Origin of the sequence: Streptomyces katrae, from assembly GCF_000717655.1 — a bacterium.
Lineage (GTDB): Bacteria > Actinomycetota > Actinomycetes > Streptomycetales > Streptomycetaceae > Streptomyces > Streptomyces katrae_B.
Window position 1 is genome coordinate 83,710 of record NZ_JNZY01000011.1, and the last position, 23,705, is coordinate 107,414.

A 23,705-nucleotide genomic window follows, 5' to 3' on the forward strand; every position below is an offset into this window, starting at 1 on the left:
CGCGGGGGTAGGAAGGTCCTGCCGTACCTGACGCGCACCTGCCGTCAGGGTGGCCGAATCTATCGCACGGTCTTGCGGCAGACCATGGGGAGGTCAGGGAATGGTAAAGCTCAGAGCGGCGGGGGCCGGTGAGGCGGAGGCGCTCACGGCGCTGGTGCTGCGTTCCAAGGCGTACTGGGGGTACGACGCGGAGCTCCTGGCCTCCTTCGCGCACGAACTGCGGATCCGGGCCGGGGAGGTGGCGGACCGCCGGATCGTGGTGGCCGAAGACGCGGGGGCCGGCGGCCGGGTACTGGGGCTCGCCTCCCTGGAGGGCACGGCGCCGGTGGCCAGGCTGGGGCTGCTGTTCGTGGAGCCGGAGGCCGTCGGGCGGGGCGTGGGGCGGCGGCTGTACCGGGATGCGCTGCGCCGGGCCGCCGCACTGGGGTTCCGCAGGCTGCTGATCGACGCCGATCCGCATGCGGCCGGGTTCTACCGGGCGATGGGCGCGCTGGCTTCACCGGCGTCCTGCCGGCCGGGCGACGAGGACGTGCCCGCGGGCCTGGTGCGGTTCGAGGCGGCGCCCGCGCCGCTCGCCGACTGGGCACGGGCCTGGACCGGCGGCGGACCGGCCGTGCACATCGGCAATGTCGCCGAGTACAACGCACAGTTCGCCGACGCCTCCCTGGACCGCGAACAGCGGGCCGCGCACCACTACGCCTGCCTGGCCGCGTTCTACAGCCCGTGGCCGGGGGCGCTGGTGCTGCCCGGGGCGGTGCCGCGGGACTGGATCGACCGGGTCTGCCACGTCTTGGAGTGGGAGGGATCGGAAGGGGAGGGGCTGGAGGTGTACGACGGCCTGGTGGACGGGGGTTGCGGACTGTCGGATGCCGTACGGGCCCGCCCGGCGCTGGCCGGGCGGCTGACCGCGGCCGGGCTGCCCCTCGTACCGTGGGGCCGGACGGAGGCGTTCGCGCGGCTGACCGGGCGGCCGTGGCGGCCGCGCGAGCTGCGCTACGAGTCGAAGTCGGCGGCGCACGGCCTGTTCGCGCGGACCCTGGCGGGCGGCGGGCACCCCCTGATCGTGCTCCCCGCCCAGTGGCGGGCCGCCAACCGGCGGGCCGCGGCGCGGCTGCTGGCCGCCCGGGCCGGGGCGGGCGAGAGCACCGTTCTCAAATCGGAGCACGGTGTCGGCGGCTCGGGCACCACCGTGGTGACGCCCGACCGGGTCCGGGAGGCGGGCGGCGCCCGCGCGGTCCTGCGTGCTCTGCCGCGCGGGCCGCTGCTGGTGGAGGAGTACGTGGCAGGCCCGACGGAACCCGGCGCGCCGCGCGATCTGACGTACGACGGGTTCGTGGACGGGGCGGGCCGGGTGCACGAGGCCGGCGGCGCGGTGATGGACGTGGCGGGCACCGGGTACCGCGGCGCCACGGTGGGCCCGGGGGTGGTGCCCGCATGGGCGGAGAAACCGCTGCTCGCTTTCGGGGAGGCGGTGGGCCGGGAGCTGGCGGCCGCCGGCTACCGGGGCTGGTTCGACGTGGACTTCGTCGCCGACGGCGCGGGACGGCTCGCGCCGACCGAGACGAACCTACGGCTCACCGGGCCGTCCGTCGCCTTCATGGTGGCGGCCCGGCTCGACGCGCTGCGGGGCGCGGGCCATCTCGTACGGATCGTGGACCGGGTGGAGCTGGGGGCCCGGCTGCCCGAAGCCCCGCTCGAGGAACTGTGCGAGATGCTGGCCCGGCGCTGTACGGAGCTCGGGGCGGTGTTCCTCCCCGCCATCCCGACCGGGGCTTTCGACCCGGCGCCCTGGCTGGGCGTGTTCGTGGCCGCGCACAGCAGGGAGGTGCTGGACGCGGCCGAGGCACTTGTACGGGCGGAGGCACTCGCGGTGGGGACGGCGTTCGCCGAGGATCAGCGGGTGGTGGAGCCCTCGGCGTCGTCGGCCTCGTCGAAGTCGAACGGCGAGGGCGGTTTCCGGGTGACGTAGAGGGCGACGACGACGGCCGCGATCATCAGCGGGATGTTGAAGACGTAGACGAGCGCGGCCTGGACCGGCCAGTCCTGCTTGGCCGCGAGCCGGTAGAAGTTGTCCTGCGGCCACCAGGCGAGGAGCAGGTAGACCACCGCCAGGTGAGCGGCCGCGGTGGAGCCGGCCCTCTGGCCCGGGCTCGCGCCCGGGCCGTGGCGCATCATCATCGCGCGGCCTGCGAAGAGGAAGATCAGCCCGACGGCGAACGCGGCTCCCTCGAACAGGTAGAGCACGAAGAAGAGGAACGCCCATGGGTTGGGCACACCGCTCAGGTCGGTCGCGCCCGGCCAGAAGATCTTCGAGAGGACGAAGAAGAGAAGGCCGGTGCCGACCAGGAACGGAATGCCGAAACCGACGAGCCCGAACGCCGTGAGGCTGCCGCTGCCGGCGGCCCTGTACTTTCCGGCGCCCCCCTCGCCCGGCTTCGCCGCGAGCACGGGCTTCGCCAGGGCCTCCCGGTTCTCCTGGCCCGCGCGGTTGCGGGGCAGGGTGCGCAGCCGGACCACGGCGCTCGGGGTCCGCGTCGGGAGCACCTTCCCGGTGAGGTGGGCACGGAGCTCACCGCTGTCGGGCAGGCCGGCGCCCGGCGGCCAGGAGTGGCCGTCGGCGGGCGGGGCCACGTAGGCGACCAGCCGGCCCGGACCGCCGTGGTCCGGGACCTTGGCCACGAGTGCGGCGCCGACGTCCGGGTGGGTCCGGATGACGGATTCGACGGCGTGCGGGTGGAGCACCGCACCGGCCACGGTGATCTGGTCCCGGATGCGGCCGCGGAACTCCAGCAGCCCGTCCGGGCGGATTTCCGCGCGGTCGCCGGTGGGTATCGCATCGCCGCCGTCGGGCGGGGTGAGGCAGATCTCCCCGTCGCGCAGGTCCACGCGGCAGCCGGGGAAAGGGGTGCCGATCAGGGCGATCTGCTCAGGATCGTCCAACGGGCGGGGCAGCTGGGGCAGTTCGAACCAGGCGCCGACACCCGCGGTGTCGGTGGGTCCGTAGACGTTGAGCAGCCGGGCGCCGGGGCGGAGCGTGCGCTGCAGGGCGGCCTGCTCGTCGAGGAAGAGCCGGTCCCCGGTGACCGTGACCAGCCGCAGCGACCGCAGGGCCGGGTCGGGGTCGCGGCGCCTGCGCGGCGCGGCGGAGGAGCCTGATCCTGCACCGCTCGCGGGCTGCAGGAGCAGCCGGGCCGCACCGGCCGGGTCGGTGTGCACCACACTGACCTGTTCGGTGTCGACGGCCCGGCGGATCCCCTCGGGCGTCCAGGGCCCGCGCTCCGGCACGACGAGGGCGCCGCCGGAGCACAGGGCCCGGGTCCAGCCGGCGGCGAAGGCGGTGACGTCCGCTCCGGGGGTGATCAGGTGGCGGTCCCCGGGGGCCGGCCGGGTGACTTCGGCCCAGCCCTCTTGGGCGGCGCGCAGCCGGGCGTGGCCGACGGGGACGGCGCGCGGCACCGTCGCTCCGGTGAACAGGACGGCGGCGGCCGCCGTCCAGGGCGCGGGCCGCTCCGGGGGTTCGGTGGGCCGGCCGGTGATCGCGGCCGCTTCCGCGTCGAGGCGGATCACCCGCAGGCCGCTGCCGTCGTCGAGCCGGGCGTGGTGCGCGGCGTGGGTGAGCAGGATGTACGGCGTGCCGGCGGAGAGCTGCCGCTGCCCGGTGAGCGGGACCTCGACGTCGATGACCGTGTAGACCCCGCCGGCCTTGAGGACCGCGAGGAGGGCGACGACGAGTTCGGGCCGCCTGGCGGTCCCGATCGCCACGACGGCGCCGGGCGGCAGCCCCCCGGCCATGAGATGGTGCGCCAACTGGTTGGCGCGGGCGTCGAGTTGTCCGTAGGTGAGACTGTCCGCACCGGCGATGACGGCGTATGCCTGCGGGGTGTCCCGTGCCTGCTGCTCGAAGAGGTGCAGGACGGTGGCGGCGGTGGCCCGGCCGGAGCGATCGGACCCTGGTTCCTGCGTCGATCCCTGCGTCATCCCCCGATGATGACACCCGCCGCCGACAGCGGGCAGGAGACGTGAACATCCCCCGTACGAGCGGGAGTTCGGTACCGATCCAGCCAAAGGGTTGACCTCAAGTTTGGTTGAGGTCCTAGCGTTCCCACCATGGACATGGAAGTCACCGCCTGGACATCGCTGCACAGCGCGATGAACGCCCAGCAGGACCGGCGCCCGCTCTCCCGGGCGAGCCTGCGCCGGGTCGCCGCATTCGCCCGCCCGCACCGCCGCGGGCTCACCCTGTTCTTGCTGCTCAGCGTGGTGACCGCACTGCTCGCGGTGGCCACGCCGGTCCTCGCGAGCCGGGTGGTCACCGCCATCGTGGACGGCCGGGACAGCGCTGCGGTCACCCGGCTCGCCCTGCTCATCGCGGTCATCGCGGTCGCGGAGGCCGGGCTCGGGCTGCTCACCCGCAAGCTGTCGGCCACGCTCGGGGAGGGGCTGATCCTGGACCTGCGGACGGCTGTCTTCGACCACGTGCAGCGGATGCCGGTGGCCTTCTTCACCCGGACCCGGACCGGGGCGCTGGTCAGCCGGCTCAACAACGACGTGATCGGCGCGCAGCGGGCGTTCAGCAACACCCTGTCCGGGGTGGTCGCCAACACGGTGACCCTGCTGCTGACGCTGGCCGTGATGCTGAGCATCTCCTGGCAGATCACCCTGCTGGCGCTCGTCCTGCTGCCGGTGTTCGTGCTGCCGGCCCGCCGGATGGGGGCTCGGATGGCCGCCATGCAGCGGGAGGCGTCGGCGCTGAACGCGGCGATGGGCACGCAGATGACGGAGCGTTTCTCGGCGCCGGGGGCCACCCTCGTCAAACTCTTCGGGCGGCCCGCGGACGAGTCCGCGGAGTTCGCGGCGCGGGCGGCGCGCGTACGGGACATCGGGATCCGTACGGCGATGGCCCAGTCGGCGTTCATCACCGCGCTCACCCTGGTCTCGGCCCTCGCACTCGCGCTCGTCTACGGGCTCGGCGGGTACTACGCCCTGCGCGGGACCCTGGACGCCGGGAACGTCGTCGCCCTCGCCCTGCTCCTCACCAGGCTGTACGCCCCGCTGACCTCGCTCGCCGGGGCCCGCGTCGAGGTGATGAGCGCCCTGGTGAGCTTCGAGCGGGTCTTCGAGATCCTCGACCTGAAGCCGCTGATCGCCCAGAAGCCGGACGCACGCCGGCTGCCGGACGGGCCGGTGGCCGTGGAGTTCGACCGGGTCTCCTTCGGCTACCCCTCACCCGACAAGGTCTCGCTCGCCTCGCTGGAGGAGGTCGCGGTCCTCGACGCCCGGGGTGGCACGCAGGTCCTGCACGAGGTGTCGTTCCGTGCCGAGCCCGGGCAGATGATCGCCCTGGTCGGCTCGTCCGGCGCCGGCAAGTCCACCATCGCGCAGCTGCTGCCGCGGCTGTACGACGCCGACGCGGGCGCCGTCCGCCTGGGCGGGGTCGACGTACGGGACCTCACGGCCGACTCCATCCGGGAGACGCTCGGCATGGTCACCCAGGACGGCCATCTGTTCCACGAGTCGGTGCGGTCCAACCTGCTGCTGGCCCGGCCGGGTGCGGGCGAGGAGGAGATCTGGGAGGCCCTGCGGCGTTCGCGGCTGGACGGGCTGGTCGCCTCGCTCCCCGACGGCCTGGACACGGTGGTCGGCGAGCGGGGCTACCGCCTCTCGGGCGGTGAGCGGCAGCGGCTGACCATCGCGCGGCTGCTGCTGGCCCGGCAGCGGGTGGTGATCCTGGACGAGGCCACGGCACACCTGGACTCCACCTCGGAGGCGGCGGTGCAGGAGGCGCTCGGCGAGGCCCTGGCGGGCCGGACCGCGGTGGTCATCGCGCACCGGCTGTCGACCGTACAGGCGGCCGACCTGATCCTGGTGGTCGAGGACGGCCGGATCGTGGAGCGCGGAACGCACCCGGAGTTGCTGGCCGCGGGCGGCCGGTACGAGGAGCTGTACCGGACCCAGTTCGCCGCGTCGGACGCCGCACCGGGCGGCGCCGTACCGGCGGCGGGAGCATGATGCCGGGAGGCCCTCATGCGGCGGGCCCCTGCCGACCACCGACCGTGGAGCACGTGGAGCACCGATGGACATCAAGCTGGAGCTGGTCGCCGTCCCCGTCACCGACGTCGACCGGGCCAAGGCCTTCTACGAGCGGGTGGGCTTCCACGCCGATCACGACGTCACCGTGAGCGAGGACATCCGCTTCGTGCAGCTGACCCCGCCGGGGTCGGCCTGCTCGATCGCCCTGGGCAAGGGCCTCACCCGGATGGCCCCGGGCTCGCTGGACAACATGCAGGTCGTCGTCACCGACATCGAGGAGGCGTACGCGGACCTGCGCGGCCGGGGCATCGAGGTGACGGAGATCCAGGACATGCCGTGGGGCTCGTTCGTCTACTTCTCCGACCCCGACGGCAACGGCTGGGCGGTGCAGCAGACGACCCCGCGCAAGGCGGCAGCCGCCGGGGGATAGGCGTATCCGGCGGCGAGTGCCCTCGGCTCTGACCGGGCCACCGGGCAGGTTCCTGATCGAGACGGACGCCCTGGTCGCCCTGGGGCGGGGGCGGCCCGGGCCGCCCGGGTGACGGCCGGCCCCCAGGGGCCCGGATCCCGCTCACGGTCCGGCATCCCGGCGGCTCCCGCGAGGTGGTCCCGGCCGGCGGCGCGTTCCCCGCGTACCGGGAGATGCCGGCGGCCCTCGACGGTCCCGCCCGCCGGGTGGTCGTGGACCGGCCCGCGCTGGGCCGCGACCGGCTGCTCGTGTCCCGGCCGGACACCGGTGCATGCTCCGCCCGGCCGGCCGCCGTACGCGAGGAGGCCGGGGCGGTGCGGACCGGCTTCGGCCCGGCGGTGCCGGCGCCTGCGCTGGAGGCCGCGATGGGCGCCGAGACCGAGGCCTGGGGACGGCACGCCGCCGCGCGGGACCCCGTCCGCCGGGGGCGGCCCCGGGCGTGGGGCGACCAGGCGGTGGCGCGCGGCGTCCAGACTGGACGGGCAACTGGACGTACAGGGAAGGGAAGTGACGCCGTGGAGACCGTCGCGCTGCTGGGCACGGGGATCATGGGCTCGGGGATGGCCCGGAACCTGCTGCGGGCCGGGCTCGGGCTGCGGGTGTGGAACCGGACCCGGGAGAAGGCCGAGCCGCTGGCCGCGGAGGGCGCGGTCGTCGTGGACAGCCCCGCCGAGGCGGTCGCCGGGGCCGGTGTGGTGCTGACCATGCTGACGGACGGCGCGGCGGTGGCGCAGGCCATGGCCGCAGCCGCGCCGGGGCTGCGGGCCGGGCAGGTGTGGGCGCAGATGAGCACGGTCGGCGTGGCCGCGCTCGAGGAACTGGCCGGCTTCGCCCGGGAGCACGGCCTGGTGTTCGTCGACGCCCCGGTGCAGGGGACCCGGCAGCCCGCCGAAGCCGGGTCGCTGGTGGTACTGGCCTCCGGGCCGGCGGATCCGCGGCTGGAGCCGGTGTTCGCCGCGGTGGGCGCCAAGACGCTCCGCGCCGGGGAGGAGGCCGGGGCGGCGACCCGCCTGAAGCTGACGACGGTCGGGTACGCGATCACCTTGACGGCGGCGGTCGGCGAGGCCCTCGCGCTGGCGGAGGGGCTGGAGGTGGATCCGGGCCTGTTCGCCCAGGCGGTGACCGGCGGCCCGATGGACAACCCGTACCTCCAGGCGAAGATGAAGGCGGTCCTGGAACGGGACTTCTCCCCGAGCTTCACGGTGCACGGCGCCGAGAAGGACACCGGCCTGATCGCGGAGGCGGCGGACCGGGCGGGCGTGGCCGTCGACCTGGCCCGGGCCGCCGCGGCCCGCCTCCACCGCGCCGCGGCGGCCGGCCACGCCGAACAGGACATGGCCGCCGCCTACTTCGCCGGCTTCGAGAAGGCGCCTTAAGCCTTCGCAGCGTGCAGGCGGCGCATGACCGCCATCAGTTCGTCGGGCGGGACCACGGAGAAGGACCGGGTCGCGTCGTCGATCTGCGTCAAGCTCGTCACGGCGCCCTGGCGCCACCAGTACAACCGCGGTGAGAGGGGGCCCGGATTGTTGTCCTGGTAGGCACCGAGCCCGAAGGCGGCCAGGTCGTTGACGGCGTCGACCACGTGGTGGTCCGCCAGCGGGTGGAAGACGAGGTGGTGCCGGCTGGGCACGGTGAACAGGGCGCCGTCATCCGGCAGCGGGCTCCCCGTCACGGAGCGGACGAGCTCGTCGAGGACCAGCGCCTTGCTCGCGACGAACATGGACTCGCCCGAGACGATGTGCAGCAGCCCGCCGCTCTGCGTGCGCGTCGTCTCGTACTCGACGGGCTCGGCGACGAGGTTGGCCCGGCCGGCGGCGCGCACCGCCTCGAGGCCGATGCGGGCGACGTCCTGGTCGTCGAGGATCCGTACGGCGTCGGGAAGGTCGAGTGCGAGCGTCTCGAGCAGTCCGGGCGCGATACGGCGGGCGTAACTGAAGGAGGGGGCGGCCTGCGGCGGGATGGCGTCCTCGGGCACGAGCCGCAGGTACGCGCTGCGCAGCGTCCGGTCGGAGGCGTCCGCCGTCGACCGGGAGGCATTGTCGAGGGCGGTGAAGTGCTGCTCCACGATGCGGGGCCAGTCCCGCGGGTCGGCGCGGCGCACGAACTCGGCGAGGTTGTGCAGGGCCCGGGTGCCCTGGGGGGCGTGGACGGAGTCACCGGTGACGGTGACCTGCGCGCCCCGTTCGGCGTGGTGACGGTGCACCAGTTCCCGAAGGTGCTCGGCCTGGCGGGCCGTCAGGGCGGAAAGATGGGGATCGTACGAGGTGGCCGACTTGGACCGGAAGAACTTCATGGCCCGACTCTATTGAATGACTTGTTCCGTTCCGTCGGCCGGGAGGCCCGTCACGGGAAGGCGGGCGCCGGCGGATGACGCGCGGGTGTAGACGTTCCACTCCTCGGCGGGGCGGACCGTGACGCCGACCCGTCGGCGGGACTCGACCAGCTGCATGGACTCAGCTCGCGGACGACCTCGCGGAGCACGGTGCGCGGGGCGCCGAAGCGCTCGGCGATCTCGTCGGTGCGCAGCACGGTGCCGGGCGGGTGCTCCCCCGCGGTGATCGCCAAGGCCGACTTAGGCTTCTGGGAGGGTCGCACGAACCGATGTCGACGAAGACAGTGAGGTACGACGTGAGCGGCACCCAGCGCGTGATCGTGGTGATGGGCGTGGCCGGGACGGGCAAGACGACCGTGGGCAGACTGCTCGCGGACGCGCTCGGTCTCCCGTACGTGGAGGGCGACGCGTTCCACCCGGCGGCCAACGTGGCCAAGATGTCCGCCGGGATCCCGCTGGACGACGCCGACCGGTGGCCCTGGCTGGACGCCATCGGCGAGTGGATCCGCGCCCGGCCCGCGGGACGGGGCGCGGTGGTGGCCTCGTCGGCGCTCAAGCGCGCCTACCGCGACCGGCTGCGCAGCGCCGCGCCCGACGCGGTGTTCGTGCACCTCACCGGAGAGCGCCCGCTGATCGAGCGGCGGATGGCGGCCCGCACGGGTCATTTCATGCCGGCCGCCCTGCTGGATTCGCAGTTCGCCACGCTGGAGCCGCTCGAGCAGGACGAACTCGGCGTCGTCGTCGACGTGTCCGGATCACCCGAGGAGATCACCGAACGGGCCCTGGCCGCGCTGTCCGCGCTGCCCGGCGTGTGCCCGCCCGCCGCTCCCTCCCGGGAAAGCCGAGAACCCCCACCGTGACAGGCCTCGGCGCCGAGATACCGGCAGCGGCCGCGCCCGCCCCGATCACCTCGGGTTCGCTGTTCTTCGGCCACGTGAACGACGCCGGGTTCTGGCTGGTCAAGGAGTACTTCGGAATGACCGCCGGCCAGACGATCAAGACCTCGTCGGTCATGGAGACCGTCGTCTCGGTGGTCGGCCTGGGCTTCGTCCTGCTCCTGTCACTCGTCCTGTAGCTGCGCGGCGGCCACGGCGAGGCCGTTCGCGGCGGTGGCGCAGCGATCGGCCAGGGCGGCGACCTCGGCGCGGAACGCGTCGGCCTGCGGGCCCTGCCAGTCCAGCGCTTCGGCTGCCGCGCGCAGCCGGAGCGCGTGGCCGCGCAGGACGGCGGAGTGGCTGCGCAGGCCGTCGGCCGGGTCCGGCGGCCCGGACCGCAGCCTCGTGGCGGGGCTCACCGGCTGCGCCAGGGCTGGACGAGGAGGACGCCGCCGGTGCCGATGAGGCCGATGGTGTGGACGCAGCCCTTGTGCGTGGGGGCCGGGGCGGCCGGGGCCGGAGGTGGGGCCTGATAGCGATCCCGGTCGCGGTCCCGGTCGAGGAAGGCCCGTACGGCGGCGCCGAGCCCCAGCAGCGGTTCGGCGGGCACGGCGCGGCCGGTGGCCACCTGCCAGCCGGCGTGGTCGTTGAAGGGGTTCACGTCGGTCAGGGCGTTCCACGCGAACAGGTCGGCGAAGGACGGGGACAGCAGCGCGAACGCCCGCTCCGCTCCCCGGTCCCGCACGAGTCGGCGGAACACGCGGACGGCCGCCGCCTGCCGGTCCTCGTCCACGGCGCGCAGGATCGCCGCGCAGTCGGGGTCGTCCAGCAGATCGGGGCGGCCCGCACTCGCCACCCGGATCCGGGCCTTGAGGCCACAGACGGCGAGGCTGACGGCGAGGCTCTCGCGGCCGGTGAGGATCCCGGCGAACCAGCCGGCCCGCGCGACACCCCGGCCGCGCGGGGCCCAGCCCAGGCCCGCCGGATCGGTGAGGGTGCGCAGCAGGGTGCGCCAGCCGCGCCGGGAGCGGGCGCGGGCACGGGCCCTGCGGCGGCCCAGGGCGGCGGCCGGGAGACGGGGGCCGAGGGCCAGTTCGGAGGCGTGCCGGGCGGCTTCGCCGACGGCGTCGGCGGCCTCGGCGAGCTCGCGGCACAGGGCGTCGAGCAGCTCGTCGTCCGGGTCGGTGGGCGCGGAGGTCGCGGCGTCGGACATGGAATCCTCGCGGGATGTCGGTGGGGAAGGTGGCGTCAGCGGCGGGTGAGGGTGAGCCGGATGCCGCGCGGGTCGAGCGCCACGGGCAGCGGTCCGGGCGGGTCGAGCACCGGACGGGTGCCCGTGATGCGGCGCCGGCGCAAGACCTCGGCGCACAGCGCGGTGGTGATCAGCAGGCCCAGCCGGTCGCCCGGGCAGCGGCCCGGGCCGTGCCCGAACGGAGCCATCCGGATGTCCTCGTCCGCGCCGGGGGTCTTCCAGCGGCCCGGTACGAAGACGTGCGGGGCGGGCACGTGCTCCGGGTCGCGCTGGTGGAAATGGGCGGGCAGCAGGACGCAGGTGCCGGCCGGGTGGCGCACGCCCCTCCACTCGGTCTCGGCGCGGGTCACCCGGATCAGGTCCGGCACCGCGGGGTACAGGCGCAGGCACTCCCGTACGCAGGCGCGCAGCCGGGGCAGCTCTCCCGGGGCCGCCGATCCGGCGGCTTCGGCGGCCGCCGCGTCCTGTTCGGCGGGATGGGCGGCGAGCAGGAGCAGGGTGCGCAGCAGGGCCGCGGGGATGCAGTCCATGGCCCGCAGGGCCCGCTCCTCCCGGTCGGCGTACGCGCCGGCCCGGCCGAGCCGGGCGTGCCCGTCGGCCGCCCCGGCACGCTCCCGGCCGCGGCGGCGCAGGCGGCCGAGCAGGCCGGTGAGGTGCTCGTCCGCGGCGGCGGCGTCGCCGAGCACGATGCGCCGGGCGGCGCGGGCCACGGTGTGCCGGGCGCGGGCCAGGTCGAGGGTGGCGGCGGCGGTGAGGTGCCGGGCCTCCTCGGCGATGATGCTGCTGACGGCTCCGCACGGGCGGATCCCGCCGGCGCCGGACGACAGCACCGCGGCCTCGGCGTCGGCCTCGGCTTCGTAGAACTGCCGCAGTTCCTGCCGGTCCAGCAGGACGAGTACGGCCCCGGACAGCCCGCGGACGAGGACGGGAGCCCCGCCGTGGCGGGCCCGCAGGGCGCGCAGCGCGTCGGCGGAGAAGACCGGGCGGGCACCGCCGGAGCCCCGGACGAAGAGCGGGAGGGCGCGTCCGGCGACGAACCGGACGGACCCGGCGCGCCCGGCCCGCGCCTGCTGTCCTCGTGAAACGGCCGACTGGGTCGTGCGGGGACCGGTCATGGCTGCACCACCTCCCCGGGATCGGGCCGCCGGAGGCCGCGCGGGGCGGCCGTTGCGGGCGGCGGGGTCCTCCGGCGGGCGCCGACGCCGTACGCGCAGCACGTCGAGGGCGGCCTCGTGAAGCGTGCGCATCCGTGTACCTCCGTGCGCAGCCGGAAACCAACGGTCGGTGACATCGAGCTCACCGTACGTCGGCCTCGCGGCGACCGCGCCCCGAGCACCACGCGAGCGGGTCCGGTCGCACGCAGCGCGTCGATGTCGAGCCCGGGCGGAGAGGTACGAGGTACGGGCGTCGTGCTCGGTGCCCGGGCCGACCGGCGCCGCCGCACGGGCGTCACTGCCTCGTCGGCCTTGTCGGCCGGCATCCCCGCTCTACGAGTACCTCTCCCCCTCGCCCCCTCACCTCAATGTGCGCTCAGGGAGAGGGAGTCGGCGCGAAGGCGGCGTCGCGGAAGGTCTGGCGGAGGGGGCCCGGGGGGTGGGTGGGGAGGAGGATCGCCCAACGGCGGAGCCGGGGGGACACCCAGACCGCGGGGGCTTCGCCGTACGACCAGGTGCCGTGCCGGGACGGGTGCCAGAGCAGGCCCCGGGCGGGGGTCAGCTCGCCCGTCCGGATGCGGAGGGACTCGGTGATCCAGGCGCGGGAGACCGGGTGGTGGTCCACCGGAGAGACGAGGTGGATCAGAAAGCGGCCGAGGTCGGCCAGGGGGGCGCGCAGGGTGCCGTCGGCGAAGCGGGTGCCGGTCATGCCGAGGGGGTGCCAGATGCGGGTGGCGGCGAGCTCGGCGAGGGGGCTGCCGGTGAGGTGCTCGGCGAGACGGGTGAGAGCGGCGTGGGCCACGGGGCCGGTGGAGTGGCTGAGCAGGTGGTGGGTGGTGATGCCGGCTTCGGCTTCGACGCCGTACGCAGCGAGGGGGGTGTGCAGCCGCAGCTCGTTCTCGGCGACGAGGCTGCCGATCACGGGCCACAGCGCGAGCACGGGAACCAGCCCGCCGACGTCGAGGGCCGAGCCGTCAACCGCCGTGGCGCCGTGAACCCCGCCCGGCCCTCCGAGGGCCCACACCGCATCGGGATCCGCGCCCTGCACCACGCCCCGCACCCGCCCGGCCACGCAGAGCGCAGCGACGGGGTCGGCCAGGTCCGCCACGCCGGCCGCGTCGGCCACCCGGCCCACGTCGGCCGCATGGTCCCCGCCCGCCCGCTCGGCACCGTCGGCTGTCTTGGCCGCGTCGGCCACGGCGGCTCGCGCGGCTGTGTCGGCCGGCTCGGCCGCATCGGCATGGTCGCTCTGGAGCGTCATGGTTCCCCACGCTAGCCACACGCCGACCGCCCTCGCGAGAGCGTCGCCATGAAGTCGGCGCGGATTCGCCCCGGGGCCACCCGAATGCCAGCCGTGTGCCAATTGCCGCCCGCCGGCCGACAGCCGAAGGCCGAAGGCGGGCTGCCCCCGGCCCGGCAGGGCCCGTGACCCGGCGGCCCGCCGGCCCGTGGGTCCGGCGGCCCGGCAGGCCGCGTGCCCCGGCAGGGCCCGCGCCCGTGGCCGGAAAAGCATGTGCCGTTCGGCAGGGCGGCTGGCAGGGTCTGTTCGTGACCTTGATCCTGCCGCCCCGTATCACCGACTCCGCCGCCCGGCTCCGGGACGCCGCCCGCGCGCGCGGGCTGGACACCGTACGGCTGGACACCTTCGCCGTGCCCGACGGGCTGCGCGCACGGCACCTGCATGCCGGTCCGGCCTTCGCCGATGCCGTGGCGCCGCGGGTCGGGATCGGCCTGCTGGAGGCCCCTGCGGACTGGCTGGCGCGGCTGCCGCAGGAGTTCACCGGGCGGGAGGTCCGCCTGGTGCCGATCCGCGAGGCCTACGCACTGCGCCGGCCCGTCTTCGTGAAGTCGCCGAACGACAAGTCGATCCCGGCCCTCGTCTACGCCGACGGCTCCCGCCTCCCCGGCCCGGACGCCGTGGACCCGGAGACCGAGGTGCTGGTCAGCGACGTCACGCGCTTCACGGCCGAGTACCGGATGTACCTCCTCGACGGCGCCGTGCACACCGCGAGCCGCTACGCCGAGGACGGCGGCCTGAGCCTCGGCCCGGCGGCTCCTGAGGCGGTGGCCTTCGCCGAGCGGCTGCCCTTCGCCACCCTCCCGTCCGCGATCGTCGTCGACGTCGGCGTCGCGGACGGCCGCTGGTCGGTGATCGAGGCCAACGCCGCCTGGGCCAGCGGCATGTACACCTGCGATCCGCAGCGCGCCCTCGACGTCGTCCTGCGCGCCGCGGCCCCGCTGCACACCGTCGCGGACCTCGACCGGCCGTTCCTGCGGTGACACGGGAGGGGCGGGGCGCCCCACGGCGCCCCGCCCCCGGAAAGACCCGCCCGACCGCGTCAGCTCTTGTCGGGGCGGTCCGTCACCCGCAGGGAGTTCAGCAACGGCTTGCCGTAGCCCCCGTGCGCGACGAAGCGGACGTTGAGGACCCCGTCCGCGACCGTGACCGTGTACGTCCGGGTCAGGGCCGTGTACGTGCCCGCCTCCAGCGAGATGTCCAGCGACGGCAGGACCTGCGTGCCCTCGGCCAGGACGTCGAAGACGCGCTTGTTCGGCTTCGTCGAGGACAGCTCCGCGAAGCCGAGCTCCACGGTGTACGTGCCGTTCGGGACGTTGTCGAAGCGGTATTCGTACATGCCCTCACGGGCGTTGCGGAACAGCTTCTGCTCGGCCGTGCCGGCGATGGTCCGCCCGGTGGCCTGCACCGAGGAGTTGCCCTGGTAGCCGTACGAGCCGGCCGTGTACTTGCGGTCCGGGGACCAGCTGTCGCCCAGGGTGTCCGTGGCCGTGTAGTCGGAGCCCGCGTCCAGGGCGACCTGGTAGCGCGGGACGACGACCTTGACCGGCACCGTGAGCACCGGCGCCCGCCCACTGGCCGAGGTGATCTTCAGGTCGGCCGTGAGGACCGTCCCGGCGGCCAGGCCCTTGGTGTCCACGGCCAGCGTGACCGCGGCCTTGCCACCGGTCGGCAGGTTCCCCGTCCCCGGGGTGGCGGTCAGCCAGGCCGCGTCCTCGGTCACCGTGAAGTCCGTGCCGAGGCCCGGGTTGGTGAGGTCGAGGGTGCGGGTCCGCTTCTGGTCCGCGGGGAGGACCACCTCCACCGCGGGCTTGGCGGCGGTGACCCGGCCCGTGCGCAGCGACTGCGTCACCGTCGTGACGCCGGCCGCCTTGACGTCGACCGTCGCCGCCGCGGATTCGTACGAGGGGGCGGTGAGGGACACCGTCCGCGCACCGGACGGGCTCTGGACGACGTATCCGCCGTCCGCCGCCGTGGTCGCCGACACCGCCGTGTCGCCGGTGCCGACGGTCACCGTGGCTCCCGCCACGCCGTTGCCGTCGTTCGCGTCGAGCACCCGGCCCGCGACCACGCCGCTCTTGGTGGTCCGGAAGGCGATGGCGAGCCCGTCGGTGACGACCGCCTGGTTGAAGGAGTACTTGAAGGCGTCCGTGCCCGCCGCGTTCTCCACGCCGACCGTGGCCGTGGAACCGCCCTTGATGCCGGTGCCGCCCGTCCCCTTGTACGTGTAGGCGACGGTGCCGTCTTCGCCGATCGCCGCCGAGAACGAGAACTTGTCGGTCTGCGCCGACCAGTGGGACACCTCGCGCCACTCGATCACGTACGTCCGGTGCGGGGCGGTGCCGGTGACGGCGGTGAAGACGCCCGAGCCGCTGCCGGCCGCGCCCACGATCAGGTCGTCCCAGAACGGGTACAGGGCTGCATTGGGCGTGGCCGTGCTCGGGATGTCCCCGTTGATGTCACCGGTGTTGTTGCCGCCGAAGCTGACCGTGCCGTTCGTCCCGATCCAGGCCTGGCCGTACGTCTTGCCGTACAGCGGGACGGGGAAGGGGAGGTCGACGCGCTCGGTGGTGTTGTCGCCGGTCAGCGCGAGCTGCCGGTCCCCCGCCGCGTACGGGCGGCTGCCCGCGCTGGAGCAGGCGTAGCCGTAGCCGTCGGTGCGCTCGGGCAGGGTGACCGCCACCGTGGTGTCGCCGGCGACGGTGGTCGTGGCGCTGCCGCCGGTGACGCAGCGGGAGGAGTGCGCGGCCCGTACCTCGTACGTGCCGTGCGGCAGGGTGACCTCGAAGCGGCCCTGCGCGTCGGCGGTCGCGGTCACCGGGGTGTCCGTGACGGTGACGGTGGCGCCCGCGGCGGGTCCGGCGGCCGAGGTGACGGTGCCGGTGAGCTTGCCGGAGGGGGCCTGGGTGAGGGTGAAGTCTCCGGTGGCGGTGGCGTTCTCGGTCACCGTCGCCGTGGCGGTCTCCTGGCCGTAGCCGAACTTGGAGGCCGTCAGGGTGTAGGCGCCGACCGACAGGGAGCGGAAGGTGTAGCTGCCGTCGGCCGCGGTGGTCGTCGTACGTCCGATCGGTCCGGTGGCGGTGACCTTCACGCCCGCGACCGGCTCCCCGCCGGAGCGGACGGTGCCGGAGACGGCCCCGATGGCGCCGCGCGGGGCGCCCGAGACGGCGGCGAGCGCGTCGAGCTTGCCCTCGCCGAAGACGTTGTTGTCGGCGGCGTTGCCGCCGCACTGGCCGTTGTCGGTGTCCTGGGCGGTGCCGTTCAGCAGCTGCTCGGTCTGCGCGACGTCGCCTTCGAGGGCGGGTGCGGCGGACCAGAGCAGGGCCACGGTGGCCGCGGTGTGCGGTGAGGCCATGGAGGTGCCGGAGAAGGCCTCGTACCCGCCGCCGGGGACGGAGGAGCGGACGTTCACGCCGGGGGCCGCGATGTCGGGCTTGATGATGCCGCCGGGTCCCGCGCCGCGCGAGGAGAACGGCGCGATCGCCCCGTTGATGTCGAAGGCGCCGGAGCTGTAGGAGCTCGCGTAGTCGCCGGGTGATCCGCTGGTGGCGCAGCCGGGGCCGGAGTTCCCGTTGGAGAAGGCGGGGAAGATGCCGGCGGCGCGCCAGGCGTCGACGATCTGCTGGTACCAGTCGTCGTGCGTCGCGCTGCCCCAGGAGTTGTTGACGATGTGCGGGGCGAGGTCGGGGCGGGGGTTCCGGCCGTTCAGGTCGGTCGGGGCGACGATCCACTGGCCGGCGGCGAGGAGGGAGGCCTCGGAGCAGGAGTTGGTCTCGCAGCCCTTCGCGGCGATCCATTGGGCGCCGGGAGCCACGCCGATCTTGTTGGCGCCGCCGTCGTCGCCGACCATCGTGCCCATGGTGTGGGTGCCGTGGTCGTTGTTGTCGCAGGGGGCTGCGGTGGGGCAGACGCCGGCCGGGTCGAACCAGTTGTAGTCGTGGTCGTACGAGCCGTCGGCGTTCCTGCCGCGGTACTGGCCGTTCACGGCCGGGTGCGTGTAGTCGACGCCGCTGTCGATGTTGGCGACGACGATGCCCTCGCCGCGCACCCCGAGCTGGTCCCAGACCTGCGGGGCCTTGATGCGGTCGATGTTCCACTCGACGGCGTCGGCGGCGGCCTTCTCCCGCTTGCCCTCGGCGGGCTTGGGGAGGGTGACCTTGTCGTCGGCGTCGATCCGGGAGACCTCGGGGCGCTGCGCGAGGGTTCCGGCGAGTTTCTGGCTGCCGACGACGCGGACGGCGTTCACGATCCAGTAGGAGGTGTACTCGGCCTTGGCGCCGTCCAGGGCCTTGATCACCTCGGCCTGGCTGCGCGCGGCGTGCTGCTGCTTGGCATGCAGAACCGTTTCCGCTTTGGCGGCGCGGGTCCGCTCCCTGCCCGCCGCCGAGAGGTCGGCGGCGCTGCCCAGGTAGACCCAGAAGGCGGCTTTGCCGGAGTCGTCGAGCTGGGCACGGAGCTTCGGCTCGATCTTGCGCTCCGCCGCTCCGGGGGTGGGCCCGGGTTCCGGCGCGGCCGCGGCCACGCCCGCGCCGACGGGTAACAGCAGGGCGGCGGTGAGAGCGGCCAGCGCCGCGCGTAAGGATCGTCGTCTGTTGCGTTGGGCCACGTGTGGTCCTCCTCGGACGCCGTGTGCAGGTTGTGCGGGAAGGGCGTGCGTGACGTGCGCGGTCATGGTGAAGGAGGGGTCATGCGCATTACAAGAGGGCCTAATGAGCCGTATGCTGCCCGCCCGGGGTGGCCATTGCGGCCCCGGCGGGCGAGCCTGAAGGCATGACCGATCCAGCGCCGGGTACGGAAGAGCACGTTCCGGCCGGGCCCGGTGTGCCGCTCGCCTCCGCCCGGGGCCGCTGGATCGTGCTGGCCACCGTGCTCGGGTCGACCATGGCCCTGCTCGACTCGACCGTCGTCAACGTCGCCCTCCCCACCATCGGGGTGGACCTGGGCGCCGACCTGGCCGTCCTCCAGTGGACGGTCAACGCGTACATGCTCACCCTGGCCGCGCTGATCCTGGTCGGCGGGGCGCTGGGCGACCGGTTCGGGCGGCGCCGGGTCTTCGTCCTCGGCGTGGTGTGGTTCGCGGCCGCCTCGTTGCTCTGCGGGATCGCGCCGAACGCCGGGATCCTGATCGCCGCGCGGGCGCTCCAGGGCATCGGCGGCGCCCTGCTGACCCCCGGTTCGCTCGCGCTGATCCAGGGCTCGATCGCCGCCGGGGACCGGGCCCGGGCCGTCGGGCTGTGGTCGGGGTTCGGCGGGGTGGGCGCGGCCGTGGGGCCGTTCGTCGGAGGCTGGCTGGTGGACGGGCCCGGCTGGCGCTGGGTGTTCCTGCTGAACGTGCCGGTGGCCGCGGTGTGCGCGCCGATCGCCCTGCGGCACGTACCGGAATCGCGTGATCCGCAGGCGCACGGGCGGTTCGACGTGCTCGGTGCGGCCCTGGGGGCCGCAGCCCTGGCCCTGGTGACGTACGCGCTGATCGAGGCCCGTTCCGGATCCCCGCTGGTGATCGCCTCGGCCGTCGGGGGCGTGCTGCTGGCCGCCGTGTTCATCTACGTCGAACGGCACCGGGCCGATCCGATGCTGCCGCCCGACATCTTCGCCTCCCGGCAGTTCACCGCCGTCAACGTGGTCACCCTGTTCGTGTACGCGGCCTTCAGCGGGTTCTTCTTCCTCGTCGTCCTCCAGCTGCAGGTGGTCTCCGGCTACTCGGCGCTGGCCGCGGGGGCGGCGCTGCTGCCGACGACCGCGCTGATGCTGCTGCTTTCGGCGCGGTCGGGGGCGCTCGGGGAGAAGATCGGGCCGCGGATCCCGCTCACCGTGGGGCCGCTGCTGTGCGCGGCCGGGCTGCTGCTGATGCTGCGGGTGGGGCCGGATGCCTCGTACGTACAGGACGTGCTGCCGGCGCTGGTCGTGATGGGCATGGGCATGGTGGCCCTGGTGGCTCCGCTGACGGCGACCGTGCTGTCCTCGGTGGACCCCGGCCGGGCGGGCCTGGCCAGCGGCATCAACAACGCGGCCGCGCGGGCGGCCGGACTGCTGGCGGTGGCGGCGCTGCCGCTGCTGGCCGGCATGGGGCCGGACGCGTACCGTTCGGCGTCCGAGTTCGACGCCGCGTTCGGGCGGGCCATGCTGTGGTGCGCGGGGCTGCTGGTGGCGGGCGCCGCCGTGGCCTGGACCACCGTGCGCAAGCCCGTGCCGGGGGCGGGGTGCCACCCGGAGTGCCACACCTTCTGCGCGACGACCTCCCCGCCGCTCGAACCCCCGAGGACGGCGAAGCCCTGACCTGCGCGCCATGTGCTGGAACGCCCCGGCCGATCTGACGGCGGGTGCGGTCATCACCGCCGCCGGGATCGTGTGCGTGGCGCGCGTACGGCGGCCCCGCGACCTGCCCGTCGCCGCGCTGCCGTTGCTGCTGGGGGCCCATCAGCTGGTGGAGGCCGTGGTGTGGCACGCGGGCGGCGGTTGCGTCCCGGCCACCACGGCCTGGGTGGTGATCGCCCTGCCGGTGCTGCCGGTGTGGGTGCCGTTCGGGGTGCTGCTCGCCGCCGCTCCGGCGGACCGCCGTCTCCTGTGGGGGCCGGCCGTCGCCGGTCTCGCCACGGCCGCGGTGCTCTCGTACTGCCTCGCGAGCCGTCCGGCGACCGCCGAGATCCGGGGCCACACCCATGGCTACGGCGTGAATGTTCCGTGGATGCCGCTCGTCCTCGCGGGCTGCCTCTTCGCCACCCTGGGCGTCCTGCTGCTGTCGGGCGAGCGGTGGCTGCGGCTCTCCGGCGCGGTGCTCGGCGCCGGGGCATTGGCCTGCTCAGCACTGTGGCGGCTGGAATTCGCCTCCACCTCGTGCGCCTTCGCGGCGGTCGCGTCCCTGCTGGTGCCGGGGTGGGTGCGGCGCCCCCGGCCCGGCGCCCCTGTGACATGACAGGCCGGAAGTTACCTAGACGTATGTAGTGACTTCCCATGCGACCGGCAGTAGAACTCGTTCCCATTCCGCCGAGAGTGAGGAACGTCACATGAGTGACAGGGCCCTGCACGAACCCGGCTCCAAGGGAATCTCGCGCCGTGGATTCATAGCTAGAACAAGTTCTCTTCTCGGGGCGGCTGCCCTTGCCGGTCAGATCACCCCGGCCCACGCGCAGACGGTCGCCTCAGCGGCAGGGGCCGGCGGCCCCATCGACAACGGCGCGCACGTACCGGCGCTGGTGATCGGCACCGGCTACGGAGGGTCCGTAGCCGCCCTGCGACTCGCCCAGGCCGGCGTCGACGTCCACATGATCGAGATGGGCATGGCCTGGGACACCCCGGGACCGGACGGCAAGATCTTCTGCAACACGACCAGTCCGGACCAGCGTTCCTACTGGCTGCGGACCAAGACCAAGCAGCCGCTGAGCAACTTCCTCGGCTTCCCGATCGACAGGGACATCCCCCGCTACACCGGGATCCTGGACGCCGAGGAGATGGGCGGCATCATCGTCTACCAGGGCCGCGGCGTCGGTGGCGGTTCGCTGGTCAACGGCGGTATGGCGGTCACCCCGAAGCGCGCGAACTTCGCCGCCGTCCTCCCGTCGGTGAACGCCGACGAGATGTACACGACCTACTACCCGCGGGCCAACGCCGGGCTCGGGGTCGGCCTGGTCGACCCGGCCTGGTTCGACACCGTCGACTGCTACCAGTTCGCCCGTGTCGGCCGCAAGCACGCCCAGCGCTCCGGCTTCCCGTTCGTCTTCGTCCCGGACGTCTACGACTGGGACTACATGAAGCAGGAGGCCGCGGGGACCGCACCCAAGTCCGCCGTCGCCGGCGAGATCCTGTACGGCAACAACTACGGAAAGAAGTCCCTTCAGACGACCTATCTCGCCCGGGCCAGAGCCACGGGAAAGGTCACCGTCTCCCCACTGCACAAGGTCACTTCCGTCTCCCCCGCGTCGGGCGGCGGCTACACCGTCGTCATCGACCAGATCAACACCACCGGCGCCACCATCGCCACCAAGACCGTGATCGCCGACAAGGTGTTCTTCGCGGCCGGCAGCGTCGGCACCAGCAAACTGCTCGTCAGGCTCAAGGCCACCGGCGCACTGCCCTCCCTGAACGGCGAGATCGGCAAGGGCTGGGGCGACAACGGCAACGTCATGTGCGGGCGGGCCAACCACATGTGGGATCCGACCGGCAAGGTCCAGGCGTCCATCCCCTGCGGTGGCATCGACAATTGGGACGCGGGCGGGGCGTTCGCCGAGGTGGCGCCGCTGCCGACCGGGATCGAGACGTACGCCTCCTTCTACCTGTCGATCACCAAGAACCCGCACCGCGCCGAGTTCACGTACAACGCGGCCTCGGGCGCGGTGGAGCTGAACTGGCAGACGGCGTGGAAGCAGCCGTCCATCGACATGGCCAAGAGCATCTTCGACAAGATCAACTCCAAGGAGGGGACGATCTACCGCACGGACCTGTTCGGCACCAACAAGATCTGGGGCGACCACCTCACCTACCACCCGCTCGGTGGCGCGGTCCTGAACAAGGCCACCGACAACTACGGCCGCCTGTACGGCTACACCGGCCTGTACGTGATCGACGGCGCGCTGATCCCCGGCAACACCAGCGTCAACCCGTTCGTCACCATCACGGCGCTCGCGGAACGCAACATCGAGAAGATCATCGCCACCGACCTGTAGGCGATCCGCCCACAGCCCCGGGGCCGTCGGACGTACCGACCGGCCCCGGACCCGTTGCCCTGCAACCGGCGTCAGTGCCCCGGCAGTACGCAGACACTGTCGAGGCCGAGCACGTGGTTGAGCCGGCCGAAGGCCAGCCAGGACCCGATGCTCATCGTCAGCTCCACGATCTCGAGCTGGCTGTAGTGCGCGGTCATCCGCTCCCAGAACTCCTCGTCGAGGTTGTGGTGGTCGAGCGTGTACCGCTCCGCGTACTCCGCGGCCAGCCGGGTCCGTTCGTCGAAGCGGTCCGTGGTGCGCCACTCGGTGACGGCGTCGGAGAACTCCTCCTCGACCTTCTCCCCGTCCCGTTCGGTCCGCCAGTCGAGGCAGAACACGCACCCGTTGATCTGCGCGACGCGCAGCCGGGCGGCCTCGAACTCGCGCAGCCCCAGGGTGGTGTGGGCGTACACGGACAGGGAGAAGTTCGCGGCGGCCATCCCGATCCCGGGGACCATGTCGCCCCACACGTACTCGATCGGGTGCTGGCCCTCGGGTATGTCGATCCTCATGGCTTTTTCCTTCCGAGCTTGCCGATGGCGGGGCGCAGGGGGATGTCGAGGGCGTCGTAGAGGCCCGGTTCGGCCTCCACCAGCCAGTCGATGGCGCCGACCAGGCGGCCGACGGCGGTGGCGTTGCCGCCTGCCGAGCGGTTCTCGCCCTCGTCGGTGGCCTCGACGGTGACCTCGATGCGCGGGCGGCCCTCGATGACCACCCGGTGGGCGCCGTCACCTCCGTCGGGCGGCGTGGGCCAGTCGGGGGCGCAAGAGGCGTGGATACGGGTGACGTGCTCGATGACGAGGCGGGGTTCACCCTCGACGATGCCCTGCACCTCGAAGCGGATGGCGCCCTGGGTACCGGCCGCGAACTCGCCCATGGTGCGGGTCGTGACGGTGGTGTCGAGGGCGCGGCGGTCCACGGTCTCGCGTATCCCGTCGAGTTCGACGCCCAGCGCCCGGGCCATCATGCGGATCTGCCCGCCCCACAGCATGGTCGGGACGGACGGCATCAGCATCATCGGCTCGAAGTCCATGGGCTGGCCCATGCCGACGAGGTAGCGGACGGAGTCCGGCTGGTCGTAGGTGGAGTAGTCGAATATCTCCTGGCAGCGGATGGCGTCGATGGTGCTGCCGAGTCCGCTGAGCAGGAGCGGGAGTACGTCGTTGCCCCAGCCGGGGTCGACGCCGGAGGCGAAGAGCGAGCCGCCGCCCTCCGCGACGGCGGCGGCCACCGGATCGCGGAACTCGGGCGGGGCGTTGCGGTGGTCGTAGAGCGGGTAGAGGGCGGGGCTGACGACGACCGCGCCGGCCCGGACGGCCCGGGTGATGTCGGCGAGGGCGTCGTCGGGGCGGGTGTCGCCGGAGGCCGCGTAGACGACGGCCTGCGGCCGGGCGGCCAGGACCGCCTCGATGTCGTCGGTGGCCAGGACCCCGGTGTCGTGGTCGAGTTCGCCGAGCCGGCCCGCGTCGCGGCCGATTTTGCCGGGATGGTGGACGATGACGGCGGCCAGTTTCAGCGCCGGATGGGCCTCTACGGCACGGATGGCCAAACGGCCGACGTTGCCGGTACCCCAGACAACCGTGGAAATCATGCGCGG

Annotated in this window: 18 protein-coding genes and 2 pseudogenes; 10 read left to right on the plus strand and 10 right to left on the minus strand. The window is 73.7% G+C overall.

The window, feature by feature from the left end; all coding sequences use genetic code 11:
- The first annotated feature begins 100 nt into the window (after positions 1-100).
- A complete protein-coding gene (locus IF09_RS47035) occupies positions 101-1,969 on the plus strand; it encodes a GNAT family N-acetyltransferase (protein ID WP_063607388.1) in 1,869 nt (622 codons plus the stop codon).
- On the opposite strand, the gene IF09_RS0116615 is transcribed toward IF09_RS47035, so the two are convergent.
- Complete coding sequence (locus IF09_RS0116615) at positions 1,894-3,978, minus strand: AMP-binding protein (protein ID WP_030296414.1); 2,085 nt, start codon at positions 3,976-3,978, stop codon at positions 1,894-1,896. The genes IF09_RS47035 and IF09_RS0116615 overlap by 76 nt on opposite strands.
- 129 nt (positions 3,979-4,107) lie before the next feature.
- Between IF09_RS0116615 and IF09_RS0116620 the strand changes: the two genes are divergently transcribed.
- The 3 genes from IF09_RS0116620 (at position 4,108) to IF09_RS0116630 (ending at position 7,875) form a co-directional block, all read left to right on the plus strand.
- Positions 4,108-6,009 (plus strand): ABC transporter ATP-binding protein, encoded by a 1,902-nt coding sequence (locus IF09_RS0116620; protein ID WP_030296416.1) that lies wholly within the window; start codon positions 4,108-4,110, stop codon positions 6,007-6,009.
- Positions 6,010-6,073: 64 nt separating this feature from the next.
- Positions 6,074-6,460, plus strand: a complete 387-nt coding sequence (locus IF09_RS0116625; protein ID WP_030296418.1) for a VOC family protein — start codon at positions 6,074-6,076, stop codon at positions 6,458-6,460.
- 173 nt (positions 6,461-6,633) lie between these two features.
- Positions 6,634-7,875 carry an NAD(P)-dependent oxidoreductase gene (locus IF09_RS0116630; protein WP_324606850.1) on the plus strand — a complete coding sequence of 414 codons (1,242 nt, stop codon included), beginning with the start codon at positions 6,634-6,636 and terminating at the stop codon, positions 7,873-7,875.
- On the opposite strand, the gene IF09_RS0116635 is transcribed toward IF09_RS0116630, so the two are convergent.
- Together IF09_RS0116635 and IF09_RS47040 are read right to left on the minus strand one after the other, a co-directional pair.
- Positions 7,872-8,792 carry a hypothetical protein gene (locus IF09_RS0116635; protein WP_051832549.1) on the minus strand — a complete coding sequence of 307 codons (921 nt, stop codon included), beginning with the start codon at positions 8,790-8,792 and terminating at the stop codon, positions 7,872-7,874. The two genes, IF09_RS0116630 and IF09_RS0116635, sit on opposite strands and share 4 nt — an antisense overlap.
- A gap of 22 nt (positions 8,793-8,814) precedes the next feature.
- Positions 8,815-9,094, minus strand: a pseudogene (locus IF09_RS47040) (GntR family transcriptional regulator); the annotation flags it as partial.
- Positions 9,095-9,157: 63 nt separating this feature from the next.
- Between IF09_RS47040 and IF09_RS0116645 the strand changes: the two are divergent.
- Both IF09_RS0116645 and IF09_RS0116650 read left to right on the plus strand, forming a co-directional pair.
- The gene (locus IF09_RS0116645) at positions 9,158-9,691 is read left to right on the plus strand and encodes a gluconokinase (protein WP_234321036.1); all 534 of its coding nucleotides are present in this window, start codon (positions 9,158-9,160) and stop codon (positions 9,689-9,691) included.
- Between the two features lie 50 nt (positions 9,692-9,741).
- Positions 9,742-9,906: pseudogene (locus IF09_RS0116650) on the plus strand (gluconate transporter); the annotation flags it as partial.
- On the opposite strand, the gene IF09_RS44720 reads toward IF09_RS0116650, so the two are convergent.
- The 4 genes from IF09_RS44720 to IF09_RS0116670 all read right to left on the minus strand — a co-directional run bounded on the left by IF09_RS44720 (position 9,892) and on the right by IF09_RS0116670 (position 13,373).
- On the minus strand, positions 9,892-10,125 hold the full coding sequence (locus IF09_RS44720) for a hypothetical protein (RefSeq protein ID WP_030296428.1): 234 nt from the start codon (positions 10,123-10,125) through the stop codon (positions 9,892-9,894). The pseudogene IF09_RS0116650 and the gene IF09_RS44720 sit on opposite strands and share 15 nt — an antisense overlap.
- Entirely contained in the window at positions 10,122-10,919 is a 798-nt protein-coding gene (locus IF09_RS0116660; protein ID WP_051832553.1) for a hypothetical protein, read from the minus strand. The genes IF09_RS44720 and IF09_RS0116660 overlap by 4 nt, the downstream gene beginning before the upstream one ends.
- 35 nt (positions 10,920-10,954) lie before the next feature.
- The gene (locus tag IF09_RS0116665; protein ID WP_158709993.1) at positions 10,955-12,073 is read right to left on the minus strand and encodes a cytochrome P450; all 1,119 of its coding nucleotides are present in this window, start codon (positions 12,071-12,073) and stop codon (positions 10,955-10,957) included.
- Positions 12,074-12,488: 415 nt separating this feature from the next.
- Positions 12,489-13,373, minus strand: a complete 885-nt coding sequence (locus tag IF09_RS0116670; RefSeq protein WP_030296433.1) for a hypothetical protein — start codon at positions 13,371-13,373, stop codon at positions 12,489-12,491.
- 287 nt (positions 13,374-13,660) lie between these two features.
- On the opposite strand from IF09_RS0116670, the gene IF09_RS0116675 reads away from it, so the two are divergent.
- Entirely contained in the window at positions 13,661-14,392 is a 732-nt protein-coding gene (locus IF09_RS0116675) for an ATP-grasp domain-containing protein (RefSeq protein WP_030296434.1), read from the plus strand.
- A gap of 59 nt (positions 14,393-14,451) precedes the next feature.
- Here the strand turns inward: IF09_RS0116675 and IF09_RS0116680 are convergent, their stop codons facing one another.
- Positions 14,452-18,015 carry a S8 family serine peptidase gene (locus tag IF09_RS0116680; protein WP_030296436.1) on the minus strand — a complete coding sequence of 1,188 codons (3,564 nt, stop codon included), beginning with the start codon at positions 18,013-18,015 and terminating at the stop codon, positions 14,452-14,454.
- Positions 18,016-18,179: 164 nt separating this feature from the next.
- Between IF09_RS0116680 and IF09_RS0116685 the strand changes: the two genes are divergently transcribed.
- The 3 genes from IF09_RS0116685 (at position 18,180) to IF09_RS0116695 (ending at position 22,069) form a co-directional block, all read left to right on the plus strand.
- Entirely contained in the window at positions 18,180-19,685 is a 1,506-nt protein-coding gene (locus IF09_RS0116685; RefSeq protein ID WP_051832555.1) for an MFS transporter, read from the plus strand.
- A 10-nt stretch (positions 19,686-19,695) separates the two neighbouring features.
- On the plus strand, positions 19,696-20,322 hold the full coding sequence (locus IF09_RS0116690) for a DUF6629 family protein (protein WP_030296439.1): 627 nt from the start codon (positions 19,696-19,698) through the stop codon (positions 20,320-20,322).
- A gap of 91 nt (positions 20,323-20,413) precedes the next feature.
- Positions 20,414-22,069 carry a GMC oxidoreductase gene (locus IF09_RS0116695; RefSeq protein ID WP_030296441.1) on the plus strand — a complete coding sequence of 552 codons (1,656 nt, stop codon included), beginning with the start codon at positions 20,414-20,416 and terminating at the stop codon, positions 22,067-22,069.
- 71 nt (positions 22,070-22,140) lie between these two features.
- Here IF09_RS0116695 and IF09_RS0116700 read toward each other — a convergent pair whose 3' ends face one another.
- Positions 22,141-22,620, minus strand: coding sequence for a carboxymuconolactone decarboxylase family protein (locus IF09_RS0116700; protein ID WP_030296442.1), 480 nt, complete (start codon positions 22,618-22,620; stop codon positions 22,141-22,143).
- The gene (locus tag IF09_RS0116705) at positions 22,617-23,699 is read right to left on the minus strand and encodes a dihydrodipicolinate reductase (protein WP_030296444.1); all 1,083 of its coding nucleotides are present in this window, start codon (positions 23,697-23,699) and stop codon (positions 22,617-22,619) included. The genes IF09_RS0116700 and IF09_RS0116705 overlap by 4 nt, the downstream gene beginning before the upstream one ends.
- Positions 23,700-23,705: the final 6 nt, after the last annotated feature.

Excerpts from the sequence above, each read along its gene's own strand:
- IF09_RS47035 (WP_063607388.1), top strand. The coding sequence starts at position 101 with ATGGTAAAGCTCAGAGCGGCGGGGGCCGGTGAGGCGGAGGCGCTCACG.
- IF09_RS0116615 (WP_030296414.1), bottom strand. The coding sequence starts at position 3,978 with ATGACGCAGGGATCGACGCAGGAACCAGGGTCCGATCGCTCCGGCCGG.
- IF09_RS0116620 (WP_030296416.1), top strand. The coding sequence starts at position 4,108 with ATGGACATGGAAGTCACCGCCTGGACATCGCTGCACAGCGCGATGAAC.
- IF09_RS0116625 (WP_030296418.1), top strand. The coding sequence starts at position 6,074 with ATGGACATCAAGCTGGAGCTGGTCGCCGTCCCCGTCACCGACGTCGAC.
- IF09_RS0116635 (WP_051832549.1), bottom strand. The coding sequence starts at position 8,792 with ATGAAGTTCTTCCGGTCCAAGTCGGCCACCTCGTACGATCCCCATCTT.
- IF09_RS0116645 (WP_234321036.1), top strand. The coding sequence starts at position 9,158 with ATGGGCGTGGCCGGGACGGGCAAGACGACCGTGGGCAGACTGCTCGCG.
- IF09_RS0116660 (WP_051832553.1), bottom strand. The coding sequence starts at position 10,919 with ATGTCCGACGCCGCGACCTCCGCGCCCACCGACCCGGACGACGAGCTG.
- IF09_RS0116665 (WP_158709993.1), bottom strand. The coding sequence starts at position 12,073 with ATGACCGGTCCCCGCACGACCCAGTCGGCCGTTTCACGAGGACAGCAG.
- IF09_RS0116670 (WP_030296433.1), bottom strand. The coding sequence starts at position 13,373 with ATGACGCTCCAGAGCGACCATGCCGATGCGGCCGAGCCGGCCGACACA.
- IF09_RS0116685 (WP_051832555.1), top strand. The coding sequence starts at position 18,180 with ATGACCGATCCAGCGCCGGGTACGGAAGAGCACGTTCCGGCCGGGCCC.
- IF09_RS0116690 (WP_030296439.1), top strand. The coding sequence starts at position 19,696 with ATGTGCTGGAACGCCCCGGCCGATCTGACGGCGGGTGCGGTCATCACC.
- IF09_RS0116695 (WP_030296441.1), top strand. The coding sequence starts at position 20,414 with ATGAGTGACAGGGCCCTGCACGAACCCGGCTCCAAGGGAATCTCGCGC.
- IF09_RS0116700 (WP_030296442.1), bottom strand. The coding sequence starts at position 22,620 with ATGAGGATCGACATACCCGAGGGCCAGCACCCGATCGAGTACGTGTGG.
- IF09_RS0116705 (WP_030296444.1), bottom strand. The coding sequence starts at position 23,699 with ATGATTTCCACGGTTGTCTGGGGTACCGGCAACGTCGGCCGTTTGGCC.